Below are 13,657 nucleotides of genomic sequence, written 5' to 3' on the forward strand. Positions count from 1 at the left end.
GCGGCGCGTGCGTCGCAGGCGCCCCTGGTCGCGACTCTGTCGCTTCCCAGGGGCTTCGTCGTGTGCTGATGACGCGCCGCCGCTCCTGCGGCGCGTGCGTCGCAGGAGCACCGGGTCGCGCCGTCGTCGCCGTGGGTCGGGACGGACTGGAGGCGCGGGTCGGCGCCGCCACGGGCCTCCCGTCCGCTGGTCCGTGCGGAACGCACGCTGCGCCACCGGCGCAGGATGGGCCCATGGGAACGCTCGTGGTGGTGGAGAACGTCAGTCTCGACGGCGTGATGCAGGCACCGGCGTCACCCGACGAGGACACCCGCGGAGGGTTCCGGCTCGGCGGGTGGGCGGTCGCGCCCCTCGCGGCGGACCCCGAAGCAGCGATGGCGGCCTTCGGCGGCGGATCGGGATCGGCGGACGGGGCGATGCTGTTCGGTCGGCGGACCTACTCCGACGTCGTGGGGCACTGGCTCGGCGTGACCGAGGAGAACCCCTTCACCCCGGTGCTGCGGGACACCCGGAAGTACGTCGTCACGCGCGACCCGGACCTCGAGCTGCCGTACCCGAACTCCGAACGGCTCGCCGGGGACCTCGGTGCAGCGGTCCGGCGCGCCGTCGACACGGTCGAGGGCGAGGTCGTCGTGCTGGGGAGCGGTGACGTCGTCCGGCAGCTCGCTGCCCTCGGGCTCGTGGACCGCTACGTCCTCACGGTGATCCCCGTCGTGCTCGGTGGCGGTCAGCGGCTGTTCGGGGACACCCCCGCGGAACTCCAGGTCGTGCGCACGTCGGTCTCGCCCACCGGGATCGTCACCGGCGTGTACGACGTCGTGCACTGAGACGGACAGCGGTACGACGACGGCCCCCGGCGCGTGCCGGGGGCCGTCGTACGAACCGAGGAGGTCAGGCGGCGGGCTTCTCCGCTGTGTCGGCGTCGTCGGCGACCCAGAGGTCGTCGTCGGCGCGGAGGGTCTGGTACGCGGCGTAAGCAGCGCCCGCGACGGCGACGACACCGACCACGATCAGTGCGACACCCCCGAAGCCGAGGCCCTTCTTCTTCTGGTGCGGCACGTACTTCTCCGCCGTCTTCTTCGCCTTCTTGCCCTTCTTCTGGGCCTCCTTGACGATCTTCTTGACGCGCGGGTCGCTCGCGAGGTCCTTGACGCTCATCACGGAGCCCGCGGTCGCGACGAGTCCGGGGACGACCTCGGTCTGGAAGCGGTGCGAAGCGGTCTGCGCGGCGCTCTTCGTCGCGTGCACGCCCGTAGCGACGGCGGGACGGATCCCGTTGTCGATGGCGTTCTGCACACGGGGTGCGATGTCCTTGCGGGCCGCGTCGGCCGCGTTGGAGCGGGCCTCGGCCAGGATCGCGTTCGCGTGCTCGAGGACCTTGCGCTGCTCACCGAGGAGCGAGGCGGTCTTGCCCTTGAGCTTCTTGATCTGCTTCCTGCGCTTGCGCGGGATCTCGATCGTCATCTGGTACCTCCACAGGATCGGCGTGTCCCCATCCTGCCACCGCGCCGCCTGACAGGTCACGGAGGCTTGCCTGTGCGTACCGTCTGTACGTCAGCAGTACATGCGAGAATCGGAACATGTCTCTGCACACCGCTGTCGCAACGATCCACACGAACAAGGGCGACATCCGCGTCAACCTCTTCGGCAACCACGCTCCCAAGACCGTCAAGAACTTCGTCGACCTCGCGACGGGCAAGCAGGAGTGGACCCACCCCGGGACCGGGAAGGTCTCGACCGACAAGCTCTACGACGGCGTCGTCTTCCACCGCATCATCAAGGACTTCATGATCCAGGGCGGCGATCCGCTCGGTCAGGGCATCGGCGGCCCGGGCTACCGGTTCGACGACGAGATCCACCCGGAGCTCACCTTCCAGAACCCGTACATCTTCGCGATGGCCAACGCCGGTATCCAGGGCGGCCGCGGGACGAACGGCTCGCAGTTCTTCATCACGACCGTGGCGACGCCGTGGCTGCAGGGCAAGCACACCATCTTCGGCGAGGTCGCGGACGACGAGTCCCGCGCGGTCGTCGACGCCATCGAGGGTGTGGCGACCGACGGTCGTGACAAGCCGCTCGAGGACGTCGTCATCGAGAGCATCGACGTCGAGGACGTCTGAACCCGTTGACCGACCCGGCATCCAACCCGAACACCTGCTACCGGCACCCCGACCGGCAGAGCTTCGTGCTCTGTCAGCGGTGTGGCCGGACGATCTGCCCCGAGTGCCAGACGCCGGCGGCGGTGGGTGTGCACTGCCCGGAGTGCGTGCGTGAGCAGCGGGCGCAGTTCCAGGCGAACCGTCGGGCATCGGGTGCCCCGAGCGGTCTGACCGTCGCTCGACGACGGTTCGCGATGCTCGACCAGAAGGGGACCGTCGTCCTCGTGGCGGTCAGCGTCGCGGTGTGGCTGCTCGACCAGGTGACGGGGCGGGCGCTCACGAGCGCGATGCTGTACTTCGCACCGGTCGCGGACACGCAGCCGTGGCGGATCGTCACCGGGCTGTTCGTGCACTCGTCCATCTTCCACATCCTCTTCAACATGTGGGCGCTGTGGATCTTCGGGCGGATGCTCGAGAACATCCTCGGGACCTGGCGGTTCCTCGCGCTGTTCTTCCTGTCGGGCCTCGGGGGCGACCTCGCGGTGACCCTGTTGAGCCCGAGTTCGCCGGTCGTCGGCGCTTCCGGTGCGATCTTCGGCCTGTTCGCTGCGTTCTTCGTGATCCAGCGGAGCCTCGGGTACAACGCGGTGCAACTGCTCGTGATCATGGGACTGAACCTGATCGTGGGGTTCCTGCCCGGGACGAACATCTCGTGGCAGGCGCACATCGGTGGCATCGTGCTCGGGTTCATCACCGGATTCGTGTTCTCCAAGACACGGAACATCCGCCAGCGCGGTCTGCAGACGGCGTTGCTCGTGACCGAGGCGGTGGTCCTGCTCGCCGGGATCCTCCTGGGGGCGACGGGCATGTTCGCCTGATCTCGACGTCCTGAACGCCCTGTCGCACGAAGCGGCAGGGCGTTCGTCGTTCCCAGAGGTGCGTCGGAGGCTGCGTTTCCACAACCTCCGCATCGAGTTGTCCACAGCTGTGGACAGGTCGGTGAGTTACACGCGTGTGATTATCCCCACTGTGGATTCACATGTGGATAACTCGGGGATCTACATGTGGAGAGCGGTGTGGAAAGTGTGGATAGCTGTGGGTGATCGGTGGAGAACGCGCTCGCCAGCGCGCGCGGCAACCCGAAGCTTGTGGAGAAACGACGACGCCCGCCGTACCGATCGGCACGACGGGCGTCGAGGAGTGTGGAGGCCGGTCAGCGCCACCGCGTGGTCATCAGGAAGCCGATGAACATGATGCCGAAGCCGATGAGGATGTTCCACGAATCGAGCGACGGCACCGGGAGCGTGCCCTGGGACACGTAGAAGACGATGACCCAGGCGAGCCCGAGCAGCATGAAGCCGAACATGACCGGCTTGAACCACACAGGGTTCGGGCTGTCCCCCGCGGTGTCGACCGAGTCGGCTCGGGTCCTCCGGGCGGGCTTGGTGCGGTCCTTGTCCTTGGCCATGGCCGGTATCCTACCGTCAACACAGGTGTGCAGAGGCCTCGTTCCGACTGTGCACATCCCCCAGGAGTACGGTGAACCGCTCATGACCAAGATCCTCGTCGTCGACAACTACGACAGCTTCGTCTACACGCTGAACGGGTACGTCCAGCAGCTGGGCGCCGAGACGGACGTCGTCCGCAACGACTCGTTCTCCGAGGACGAGATCGCCGAGCGGATCGCCGACTACGACGGCGTGCTCCTCTCCCCGGGCCCTGGCACCCCCGCGGACGCCGGTGTGTCGATCCCGACCGTCCGTGCGGCCATCGCCGCCGACAAGCCGCTGCTGGGCGTGTGTCTCGGCCACCAGGCCATCGCCGAAGCCCTCGGCGCGGTCGTGACCCACGCGGACGAGCTCATGCACGGCAAGACGTCGCAGGTCGACCACGACGACAGCACGCTCTTCACCGGTGTCCCGCACCCCTTCACCGCGACGCGCTACCACTCCCTCGCGATCGTCGACGGAACGGTCCCCGACGAGCTCGTCGTGACGGCTCGGACGGGTGGCGGCGTGATCATGGGCGTCGAGCACCGCGACCACCCCGTCTACGGCGTGCAGTTCCACCCCGAGTCCGTCCTCACGGAGGGCGGCTACCGGATGGTGGGCAACTGGCTCCAGACCACCGGGTTGGACGGCGCCGCTGCGCGGGCGGCCGACCTCAACCCGCTCATCGCCGCACACCGGCCCTGACGCCGCTCCGCGGCCGAGGCGACCAGGAGCACAGGCCCGGTGTTCCTGGGACCCGTGGCGGGCCTCCCGGCCGGATCGGCGTCAGCCGTCGTTGCGCTTGCCGGACGGACCGGCGTCAGCCGTCGTCGCGCTTGCCGCCGTCGCCCTTGCCGCCGTCGCCCTTGCCGCCCGAGGAGTCGCCGGGCGACGGCTGCTCGGTCTGCTGCGGCTGCGCAGAACCGGCGCAGTAGGTCAGCGTGACGGTGCTGCCCTGGGCGATGTCGCCCGCGGGCTGGTCCTGCTGCGTGACGAGACCACCCGTGCAGGAGTACGACGGGTTCTGCCCGACGGTCAGCCCGAGGTTCTGCAGCGTCTGGTTCGCGGCCGGGAACTGCTGGTTCGTGACGTCGGGGAGCTGCACCTTGCCGTTCGACACCGTGAGGTTCACGACCGTGCCCTTGGTGGCGGTCGAACCGCTGCCCGGGTCGCTGCTCAGCACGGTGCCCTCGGGCACGCTCGACGAGTAGTCGGAGCTCACCGCGCCGACCTCGAGCCCGGCGGCCTGGAGCGCCTGCTGGGCGGCGTCCTGCGTCTGGTTCGCGACGTTCGGCACGGTGACCTGGGCCGGCCCGGAGGACACCACCACGTTCACCTTGTACTTGCGCGCGACCGTGTTGCCCGATCCGGGTTCCGTCCGGATGACCGATCCGCGATCGACGTCGTCCGAGGCCTCCGGGACCTTGACGGGGACCAGGTCGTCCTTCTTCAGTCGCGTGGCCGCCGAGTCCCACGTGGCACCGACGACGTTCGGGACCGTCACCGAGGACGACACGGGCGCCTTGCCGGGCTGCAGGTTCGCGACGAAGAACACGGTCGCGGCGATGATCGCGACGATGAGCACGATGCCCACCCAGATCCACGCCACCGGGGGGCGGTTCTGCGTGCGTTGCGGCCGGTGCTCGGCGGTGTCGTCGTCGAGCTCGCGGAACGCCACCGCCGGGTTCGACGTGGTGCGCGGGTTGACGCCGAACAGCATCGTCGAGGCGTCGCTCGCGTGCTGCTGCTGGAGCTTCCGCGTCGAGGACGGCACCTGACCGGCGGCCGCCTGCTGCAGGTCGGTCCGGAACTCCGCCGCGCTCTGGAACCGACGCGTGCGGTCCTTGACGAGGGCGTGCAGGGTCACGGCGTCGAGTGCCGGGGAGACGTCCGATGTGATCGTGGACGGAGCGGCAGGCTGCTCGCTCACGTGCTGGTAGGCGACCGCGACCGGGCTGTCGCCGATGAACGGCGGACGTCCGGTGAGCAGTTCGAAGAGGACCACACCGGTCGAGTAGAGGTCGGTGCGGGCGTCGACGGTCTCGCCGCGCGCCTGCTCCGGCGAGAAGTACGACGCCGTGCCGAGGATCGAGGTGGTCTGCGCGACCGTGGCGGAGGTGTCCGTGATGGCGCGGGCGATGCCGAAGTCCATCACCTTCACCTGGCCGGTGTGCGTGACCATGATGTTCGCCGGCTTGATGTCGCGGTGGACGACCCCGGCACGGTGCGAGTACTCGAGGGCCGTGAGGATGCCCTCGGTGATGCGGACGGCCTCGGCCGGGGCGACCGGACCGTCCGAGATGATGTCGGAGAGCGGACGCCCCTCGACGTGCTCCATCACGATGTACGGCACCTGGACCTCGGCACCGGAGGTCTCCGTCACGGTCTCCTCGCCCGCGTCGTACACGCGCACGATCGTCGGGTGGGCCATCCGCGCGGCCGACTGGGCTTCCTGCCGGAAGCGGGTCCGGAACGCCGGGTCGTTGGCGAGGCTCGGCTTCAGCAGCTTGACGGCCACCTTGCGCCCGAGCCGGGTGTCGTTGCCGAGGTGCACGGTGGCCATGCCGCCACGACCGATGACGTCACCGATCTCGTAGCGGTCGGCGAGGAGCGTGATCCCCGCTGTCACACCTTCTGGCACGTACTCCTCCGTCTGTTCGTCCGGCCAAGTGTACGGCAGGACGACCTGGTGGGACGCTGGTGACGTGCGCCCGCGCCGAACCGTTACGGAACGGTGTCGAGCCCCCGATCGGGGGTCAGTTCGGGTCTTGCGGCGAGCCGGTCGATCCGTCGCCGGGGTCGGTGCCGTCGCCCGGGTCCGTCGTGTCGCCGACGGTCCAGGTCGCCGTGGCGGCGTCGGAGCCGGGCGACTTGGCGAGGTTGTTGCCGCCGGCGCCGCACGTCACCGAGTACTTGAACGTGACGGGCTCGTCCGCAGCGTCGGCCTGGATGTTGACGGCGGTCGAGGAGATCGTCCCGGACGTGGCGCCCGAGGAGTCCTTGCCTCCGGTGGCGATCCACGTGTAGGTCGAGACCGTGTACCCGGTCGGGCAGGTCGCCTCGGCCCAGCTGAACGTGACCGCACCCGTGTCCGAGACATCGCTCGCGGTGGGCGTCGCGGGCTTCTCCACGCTCGGCGGCGTCGTGTACTGCCGGATGGTGATCGTCGTGCCGGCGGTCAGGCTGCCGGTCGGGTCGAGCGACTGCACCGTGTTCGGCTGGTTCGACCCGGTCGCGGGGTCGCCGTCCACGACGTTCGGCACGAGCTGGAGGTTCCGGAGTTCTGCCTCGACGTCGCTCGTGGCACGGCCGACGTAGTCCGACGAGTCGATGTCGATCCGGCTCACCTGCGTCGGGGTGGGCGTCGGCGTGCTCCGGGTCGGAGTCGATCGCGGGGACGAGCTGGTCGATGCGGGCGTCTCGGGTTCCGCGTTGCCGTTCAGGGCGACCGCAGCGATCACACCACCGATGGCGAGCAGGACGACGATGCCGACCACCCACCAGATCCACGCGCGCTTCTTCTTCGGCTCGTCGTCCTCCGAGGTGGGCGACGGCGGGGTGCGGGGACCACCGACCGATGAGCCGGCCTGGGTGCCGAGGAGCGCGGTCGCGGCGTCGTCACCCTGCCGCTGCGGCGGGTTGAAGGCGACGGTCCCGGCGTCGGCGAGCATCGGGACGGCGACGGTCGCGGCAGCGACGTCCCCGCGGCGGAGCGCCTGTGCCGCGCGGGCCAGGTTCGCCGCGGTCGCGGGGCGGTCCGCCGGCTTCTTCGCGATGCAGGACATCACCAGCGCGGAGACCGGCTCCGGGACGTCGGCGGGCAGCGGCGGCGGCTGTTCGTTGATGTGCGCCATCGCGATCGCGACCTGCGACTCGCCCGTGAAGGGGCGCCGTCCCGCGAGGCACTCGTACGCCACGATGCCGAGCGAGTAGATGTCGGTCGACGGCGACGCCGGGTGTCCGCTGGCCTGTTCGGGCGAGAGGTACTGGACGGTGCCCATCACCTGGCCCGTCGCGGTCAGGGGGACCTGGTCGGCGATGCGTGCGATGCCGAAGTCGGTGATCTTGACGCGGCCGTCCGGCGTGATGAGCAGGTTGCCCGGCTTGATGTCGCGGTGCACGAGGCCCACGGCGTGCGCGGCCTGGAGGGCGTTCGCGGTCTGCGCGACGATGTCGAGCACCTTGTCGACCGGCAGCGTGTGCTCCCGCTCGATCATGGTGGAGAGGGCCTCACCGGGCACGAGCTCCATCACGAGGTAGGCGCTGCCGTCCTCCTCGCCGTAGTCGAAGACGTTCGCGATGCCCTCGTGGTTGACGAGCGCCGCGTGCCGGGCCTCGGCGCGGAAGCGCTCGAGGAACCCGGGGTCACCGAGGTACTCGTCCTTGAGGATCTTGAGCGCGACGGTGCGGCCGATGACCAGGTCGGTCGCCTGCCACACCTCACCCATGCCGCCGATCGCGACGCGGGACGAGAGCTGGTACCGCCCACCGAAGGTGAGCCCGCTGGTGGGTCTCATTTGTTCAGCACCGCCTCCATGACCTTCTTCGCGACCGGAGCCGCGACCGTGTTGCCGACCCCGGACTGCCCGAGACCGCCGCCGTTGCCGACGACGACCGCGACGGCGACCTCCGGGTCCTTCGCCGGAGCGAAGCCCGTGAACCAGAGCGTGTAGGGGTCGCCGGTCCCGCCCTCGGCGGTCCCGGTCTTGCCCGCGACGTCGACCCCGGGGATCTTGGCGTTCGTCCCGGTCCCCGCGTTGACGACGCTCTGCATCGCCTCGGTGAGGTCACCGGCCTCCGACGAGGACAGCGGGCTGCTGAACTCCTTCGGGGAGAACGACTCGACCGTCTTGAGGTCGCTCGTCGTGATCGAGTCGATCAGCGTCGGCTGCATCACCGTACCGCCGTTCGCGATGCCCGCCGACACCATCGCCATCTGCAGCGGGGTGACGCGGACGCTCGCCTGGCCGAACGCGCTGAGCATGAGCTGGGCGGTGTCGTCGCTGACGTCGGGGTACTGGCTCGCGGTGGCCTTCATCGGGACCTCGATCTGGTCGCTGAAGCCGTACTTGTCCGCCATGCTCTTGATCGCGTCGTAGCCGAGCTTCTGTCCGAGCTCCGCGAACGGGATGTTGCACGAGTACTGGATCGCCGTGCGGAGCTTGACCTTGTCGCCGCCCCCGCACGAGCCGCCCTCGGCGTTGTTGATGTACGTGCTCGTGCCCGGGAGCTGCAGCCGCGAGGGGTTGGGGAACGTCGAGTCGAGGGTGTACTTGCCGCCCTCGAGTGCCGCCGACGCGACGATGAGCTTGAACACCGAGCCCGGCGTGTAGAGGTCGCCCGCGATCGCACGGTTCTTCAGCGGCTGCCCGGCGGCCTGCTCGAGCGCCTTGTACTTCGCGACGACGTCGGCGGTGTCGTGCGAGGTCAGGACGTTCGGGTCGTACGACTCCTTCGAGACCATCGCCAGGATCTTGCCGGTCTTCGGCTGGATCGCCACGACGGCACCGGTGTTCGAGCCCAGGGCGTCGTACGCGGCCTTCTGCACGTCGGGGTCGATCGTCAGGTTGACGTTGTCGCCCTGGACGTCCTGGCCGGTGAGGATCGCGTTGAGGTTCTGGAAGAACGAGGCGTCCGAGTTGCCGGACAGCACTCCGTTCTCCGCGCTCTCGATGCCGGAGTTGCCCTGACCGATCGTGAAGTACCCCGTGACCGCCGAGTAGAGGTCACCGTCGGTGTACTTCCGCTGGTACTGGTACTGGTCGTTCGACGGGGAGGACTCCGCGATCGGGCTGCCGTCCACGAGGATGGCGCCGCGCTTCGTGGAGTAGCTCGCGAGGATCGTCCGGGAGTTGCGGGGGTCGGCACGCAGCTGTTCGGCCGAGAAGAACTGGATCGACGTGGTCGACACGAAGAGCGCGACGAACATGAGCACGATGACGGTGGACACACCGCGGAGTTGTCGGTTCACCGGGCACGCTCCTTCCTGGTCGCCCCTCGTCCGCGAGCAGCGGGGATCGACCCCTGCTGCACGCGCTGTTCGGCCGGGATCGCATCGGTCAGGCGCAGCAGCATCGCGGCGATGATCCAGTTCGCGATCAGGGAGGATCCACCGGCCGCCATGAACGGTGTGGTGAGGCCGGTCACGGGGATGACGCGCGTGATGCCGCCGACGACGACGAACACCTGCAGGGCGATGATGAAGCCGAAGCCGACGCCGAGGAGCTTGCCGAAGTCGTCCTGCGCCATGAAGCCGACGCGGATGCCGCGCGAGGCGAAGACGATGAACAGGGCGAGGATGGCGAACACGCCGATCAGGCCGAGCTCCTCGCCGAGCGACGCGACGATGTAGTCGGCGTTCGCCACCGGGGTGATGTAGGGCCGCCCCTGCCCGAGCCCCGTGCCGGTGATGCCACCGTTCGCGAAACCGAACAGACCCTGCACGAGCTGGTAGCTGGCCTGGGTGTCGGCGTTGTAGATCGCGTTGTCGAAGGGGTTCAGCCACTGCTCGAACCGGCCGTGCACGTACACGAGGACCGACTGCGCCACGAGGGCGCCGCCGACGAACAGCACGAGGCCGATGAGCACCCAGCTGAGCCGCGCCGTCGCGACGTAGATCATGACGAGGAACAGGCCGAAGTAGAGCAGTGCGGTGCCGAGGTCGCGCTGGAACACGAGGACGCTCATCGCAGCGGCCCAGATGATGAGGATCGGCCCCAGGTCGCGGGCACGCGGCAGGGTCATGCCGAGGACCTTGCGCCCGACGATCGACAGGGAGTCCCGCGCGGTCACGAGGTAACCGGCGAAGAACAGCGCCATCGTGATCTTCGCGAGCTCACCGGGCTGGAAGGTGAACGAGCCGACCTTGATCCAGACGCGTGCGCCGTTCACGTTGTGCCCGATGAGCGGGAGCATCGGCATGAGCAGCAGGAAGATCGTCAGCGCCATGAAGATGTAGCGGTACCGCTGCAGGAACCGGTGGTTGCGGACGACGAGCAGGACGACGATCGCCACGGCCATCGCGAGGATCGTCCACACGATCTGCTTGACGCCGATCGCCGACCAGCCGGTCAGGCCGTCGTGGACGTCGATGCGGTAGATCTCCGCGATGCCGATCCCGTTGAGCACCAGGGCGACCGGCAGGATGAACGGGTCGGCGTTCTTCGCGACGATCCGCAGCACGACGTGCATGATCAGTGCCAGGCCGAGGATGGTCGCGCCGATCCACAGCACGGACGTGTCGAAGAGCCGTCCCTTCGTGCCGAGCTGCACGAGCACCATCGCGCCGGCGCAGATGCCGCAGGCGATGACGAGCAGGACGAGCTCGAGGTTCCGGGCCCGCGCGGGTTCGCGCAGCTTGATCGTGATCGCTTGCGTGAAGGACTGGGCGGTCGCGTTGCTCATCGCTTCTTCCCGGGGGTGGGCGAGGGCGACGGCGTCGGGGAACCGGTCGCGGACGGCGACGCCGACGGTGAGGAGCCACCGGTCCCCGCCTGGTCCTGCCCGGTCTCGGCGGCCTTGCGGAGTCGATCGACGATCTCGCGCGCGTCGGACAGTGACTGCGCGTTGATCGTCGACCGGACGTTCTCCCGCGTGTACTCGGGCAGGCCGCTCACGCTGATGTCGGTGTCCTCGTAGACGTCTGAGAGCGCGATCGGTCCGATCGACTGCTGGACGCCCTTGTAGATCGCCACCGTCCCGCGGTCGGAGCCGACGTAGTAGTGGTCCTGCGTGATGCGCCAGCCGAGGAACACGGCACCGACGAGGGCTGCGATCGCGACGACGAGCGCGATGCTCCAGGCGACGCGGCGACGGACGCGCCGACGGTGGTCCTCCGCGATGAGTTCCGCGAAGAACTGGTCCGACTCGGGCTCGAAGTGGGAGTCCTCCGGTGCCGTGGTGACCTTGAGCGGGTGCAGCAGGATGGTGGGGAGGCGGATCGGCTTGCGGCCGGTCGACGCCTCGAAGGTCAGCGGTGCGGCGGCCGATCCGACCGTCGTCGCGGCGTCGTCCTCGTCGACGACATCGGCGTCCGTGACGTCCATCACGACGACGGTGACGTTGTCCGGGGCGCCGTGGTCCAGCGTCTCCTTGACCAGGCGCTGGGTGGCCTGGTTCGCGTCCATGTTCGACGCGAGCGCGTGGCGGATGCGCTCCTCGGCGAGGTAGGAGGACAGGCCGTCCGAGCAGAGCAGCCAGCGGTCGCCCGGCTGGATGTCCATGACCGCGGTGTCGACCTCCGGCGCCGCGTCGACGTCGCCGAGCACCCGCATGAGCACCGAGCGTCGCGGGTGGACCGCGGCCTCTTCCGGCGTGATGCGTCCGCTGTCGACGAGCCGCTGCACGAAGGTGTGGTCGGACGTGATCTGCTGGAGCTCGCCGTCGCGGTAGCGGTAGATGCGGGAGTCACCGATGTGCGCGATCGCGATCTGGTCGCCGACCCGGATGAGCGCAGACACCGTGGTGCCCATGCCGGTGAGCTCCTGGTGCTCGAAGACCGTCTCGGTGATGAGCTGGTTCGCCGCGATGAGTGCCGACTGCAGGGCGAACTCGGCGTCGTGCGCCGACGGGAACTCGCGGTCGACCTCGCGGATGCGGCGGATCGCGATCGCCGAGGCGACGTCACCGCCGGCGTGCCCGCCCATGCCGTCCGCCACCGCGAACAGGTGCGCGCCGGCGTAACCGGAGTCCTGGTTGTTCGCGCGGATGCGCCCCACGTGGGACACAGCGGCGCTCAGCGTCCGTGCCGTCATCCGCCTACCGCCGCAGCTCGAACGTCGTCGTCCCGATCGTGATGGGCGTCCCCTCGGCGACGAGCACCGGGGAGGTCACCTTCTGACCGTTGACGAACGTGCCGTTGGTGGACTCGAGGTCGGTGACGACCCAGCCCTCGGCACGCAGATCGAGTCGGGCGTGGTTGGTGGACGTGTAGTCGTCACGGATGACGACGTTCGACTCGCTCGAGCGTCCGATCGTGATCGGACCGCCGCCGAGGGGCATCTCCATGCCCTCGCGCGACCCCTCGGTGATGACGAGTCGGGTGGCGACGGCGGCGTTCGACGCGGTGCCCCCACCCTGGTTGATGAGCTCGGTGAACGCCCCGGCCGGAGCGGAGGCGGTCGTCGCTGCGGTCGGGATCGACGGGGTGGTCGGCCCGGACGGCGCGGCCTTGGGGTCGGTGGGGATCGTCCGGACGCGCTGGCCGAACAGGTCGCTCCGGAGGGCGAAGACGATCACGAACACGAACAGCCAGAGCACCGCGAGGAACGCGAAGCGCAGGACGAGCAGGGTCAGCCCCGTGGTCATCGAGCACCTCCGTCGTTCTCCGGGATCACCCGGAACACCATACGGGTACGACCGATCTCGATGGTGGAGTCCGGCTCCACGATCGCCTGCTGGAAGCGTTCGCCGTTCAGCTTCGAGCCGTTCGTCGACCCGAGGTCGTTCGCCTGGGCGTGCTTGCCGTCCCAGATCACCTCGACGTGCTTGCGGCTCGTGCCGGTGTCGGCGACGGTGATGTCGGCGTCGGAACCGCGCCCGATCACGGTGCGCCCGCGCTGGAGCTTGTGCCGCTGGGAGCCGATGTCGAGCACCGCGACCCAGGCGACGTCGCGTTGGACGGTCGAGGAGTCGATCTGCAGGATCCCCGTGGAGAGCGTGCCGTCCTGCTTGAGCGTGATCGAGACCGGCCCGGAGAACGAGTAGTTCTGCGCCACCGCGTGCTGCTGCACCATCTGCCGCAGTTCGTCGATGAGCGGCTGGCCGATGTCCGTCATGCGCGTGCAGTCCGGCGGGGCGAGCCGGACGGTGAACTCGTTCGGCACGAGGATGCGCTCACGGGAGACGACGGCCGCCTTCGTGTCGAGCTCGCGCCGGAGAGCGCTCGAGATCTCGACGGGCTGCACGCCGGAGCGGAAGGTCTTGGCGAACGCACCGTTCACGGCGCGCTCCAACCCCCGCTCGAAGCTGTCCAACAGGCCCATGGGTCTCCAGTGTTCTCGGTCAGGGACTCCTGCATGGTAGTGGCTGGCGCCTGGGGCCGTCTGTGCATGGTAGTGTTCTGGGGCT

General features: G+C 69.0%; 13 protein-coding genes. 4 read left to right on the forward strand and 9 right to left on the reverse strand.

The features are described 5' to 3' along the window. The first annotated feature begins 233 nt into the window (after positions 1–233). Positions 234–827 carry a dihydrofolate reductase family protein gene (locus ACRQ4C_RS00335; RefSeq protein WP_439689633.1) on the forward strand — a complete coding sequence of 198 codons (594 nt, stop codon included), beginning with the start codon at positions 234–236 and terminating at the stop codon, positions 825–827. Positions 828–891: 64 nt separating this feature from the next. Here ACRQ4C_RS00335 and ACRQ4C_RS00340 read toward each other — a convergent pair whose 3' ends face one another. Continuing rightward, positions 892–1,464 (reverse strand): hypothetical protein, encoded by a 573-nt coding sequence (locus ACRQ4C_RS00340; RefSeq protein ID WP_058724803.1) that lies wholly within the window; start codon positions 1,462–1,464, stop codon positions 892–894. Positions 1,465–1,580: 116 nt separating this feature from the next. Between ACRQ4C_RS00340 and ACRQ4C_RS00345 the strand changes: the two genes are divergently transcribed. Continuing rightward, the gene (locus ACRQ4C_RS00345) at positions 1,581–2,120 is read left to right on the forward strand and encodes a peptidylprolyl isomerase (RefSeq protein WP_290133369.1); all 540 of its coding nucleotides are present in this window, start codon (positions 1,581–1,583) and stop codon (positions 2,118–2,120) included. Positions 2,121–2,266: 146 nt separating this feature from the next. Then, complete coding sequence (locus ACRQ4C_RS00350) at positions 2,267–2,977, forward strand: rhomboid family intramembrane serine protease (RefSeq protein WP_439689634.1); 711 nt, start codon at positions 2,267–2,269, stop codon at positions 2,975–2,977. Between the two features lie 335 nt (positions 2,978–3,312). On the opposite strand, the gene ACRQ4C_RS00355 is transcribed toward ACRQ4C_RS00350, so the two are convergent. Further along, positions 3,313–3,567, reverse strand: a complete 255-nt coding sequence (locus ACRQ4C_RS00355) for a cell division protein CrgA (RefSeq protein WP_058724800.1) — start codon at positions 3,565–3,567, stop codon at positions 3,313–3,315. 82 nt (positions 3,568–3,649) lie between these two features. Between ACRQ4C_RS00355 and ACRQ4C_RS00360 the strand changes: the two genes are divergently transcribed. Then, positions 3,650–4,294 carry an anthranilate synthase component II gene (locus ACRQ4C_RS00360; protein ID WP_290133367.1) on the forward strand — a complete coding sequence of 215 codons (645 nt, stop codon included), beginning with the start codon at positions 3,650–3,652 and terminating at the stop codon, positions 4,292–4,294. Positions 4,295–4,409: 115 nt separating this feature from the next. Here ACRQ4C_RS00360 and pknB read toward each other — a convergent pair whose 3' ends face one another. The 7 genes from pknB to ACRQ4C_RS00395 form a co-directional block, all read right to left on the reverse strand. Then, the gene (gene pknB / locus ACRQ4C_RS00365; protein ID WP_290133366.1) at positions 4,410–6,230 is read right to left on the reverse strand and encodes a Stk1 family PASTA domain-containing Ser/Thr kinase; all 1,821 of its coding nucleotides are present in this window, start codon (positions 6,228–6,230) and stop codon (positions 4,410–4,412) included. A 115-nt stretch (positions 6,231–6,345) separates the two neighbouring features. Continuing rightward, positions 6,346–8,106 carry a protein kinase domain-containing protein gene (locus tag ACRQ4C_RS00370; protein WP_439689635.1) on the reverse strand — a complete coding sequence of 587 codons (1,761 nt, stop codon included), beginning with the start codon at positions 8,104–8,106 and terminating at the stop codon, positions 6,346–6,348. Further along, the gene (locus ACRQ4C_RS00375) at positions 8,103–9,560 is read right to left on the reverse strand and encodes a peptidoglycan D,D-transpeptidase FtsI family protein (RefSeq protein ID WP_290133364.1); all 1,458 of its coding nucleotides are present in this window, start codon (positions 9,558–9,560) and stop codon (positions 8,103–8,105) included. The genes ACRQ4C_RS00370 and ACRQ4C_RS00375 overlap by 4 nt, the downstream gene beginning before the upstream one ends. Then, positions 9,557–10,993, reverse strand: coding sequence for an FtsW/RodA/SpoVE family cell cycle protein (locus ACRQ4C_RS00380; RefSeq protein WP_290133363.1), 1,437 nt, complete (start codon positions 10,991–10,993; stop codon positions 9,557–9,559). Before ACRQ4C_RS00380 ends, ACRQ4C_RS00375 begins: the two co-directional genes overlap by 4 nt. Further along, positions 10,990–12,342: a Stp1/IreP family PP2C-type Ser/Thr phosphatase gene (locus tag ACRQ4C_RS00385; RefSeq protein ID WP_439689636.1), complete on the reverse strand. Its 1,353-nt coding sequence runs from the start codon at positions 12,340–12,342 to the stop codon at positions 10,990–10,992. Before ACRQ4C_RS00385 ends, ACRQ4C_RS00380 begins: the two co-directional genes overlap by 4 nt. A gap of 4 nt (positions 12,343–12,346) precedes the next feature. Next, positions 12,347–12,895 (reverse strand): FHA domain-containing protein FhaB/FipA, encoded by a 549-nt coding sequence (locus ACRQ4C_RS00390; RefSeq protein WP_290133361.1) that lies wholly within the window; start codon positions 12,893–12,895, stop codon positions 12,347–12,349. Beyond that, positions 12,892–13,572: an FhaA domain-containing protein gene (locus tag ACRQ4C_RS00395; RefSeq protein ID WP_290133360.1), complete on the reverse strand. Its 681-nt coding sequence runs from the start codon at positions 13,570–13,572 to the stop codon at positions 12,892–12,894. Before ACRQ4C_RS00395 ends, ACRQ4C_RS00390 begins: the two co-directional genes overlap by 4 nt. Positions 13,573–13,657: the final 85 nt, after the last annotated feature.

Source organism: Curtobacterium sp. SP.BCp, assembly GCF_051903255.1.
Classification (GTDB): domain Bacteria; phylum Actinomycetota; class Actinomycetes; order Actinomycetales; family Microbacteriaceae; genus Curtobacterium.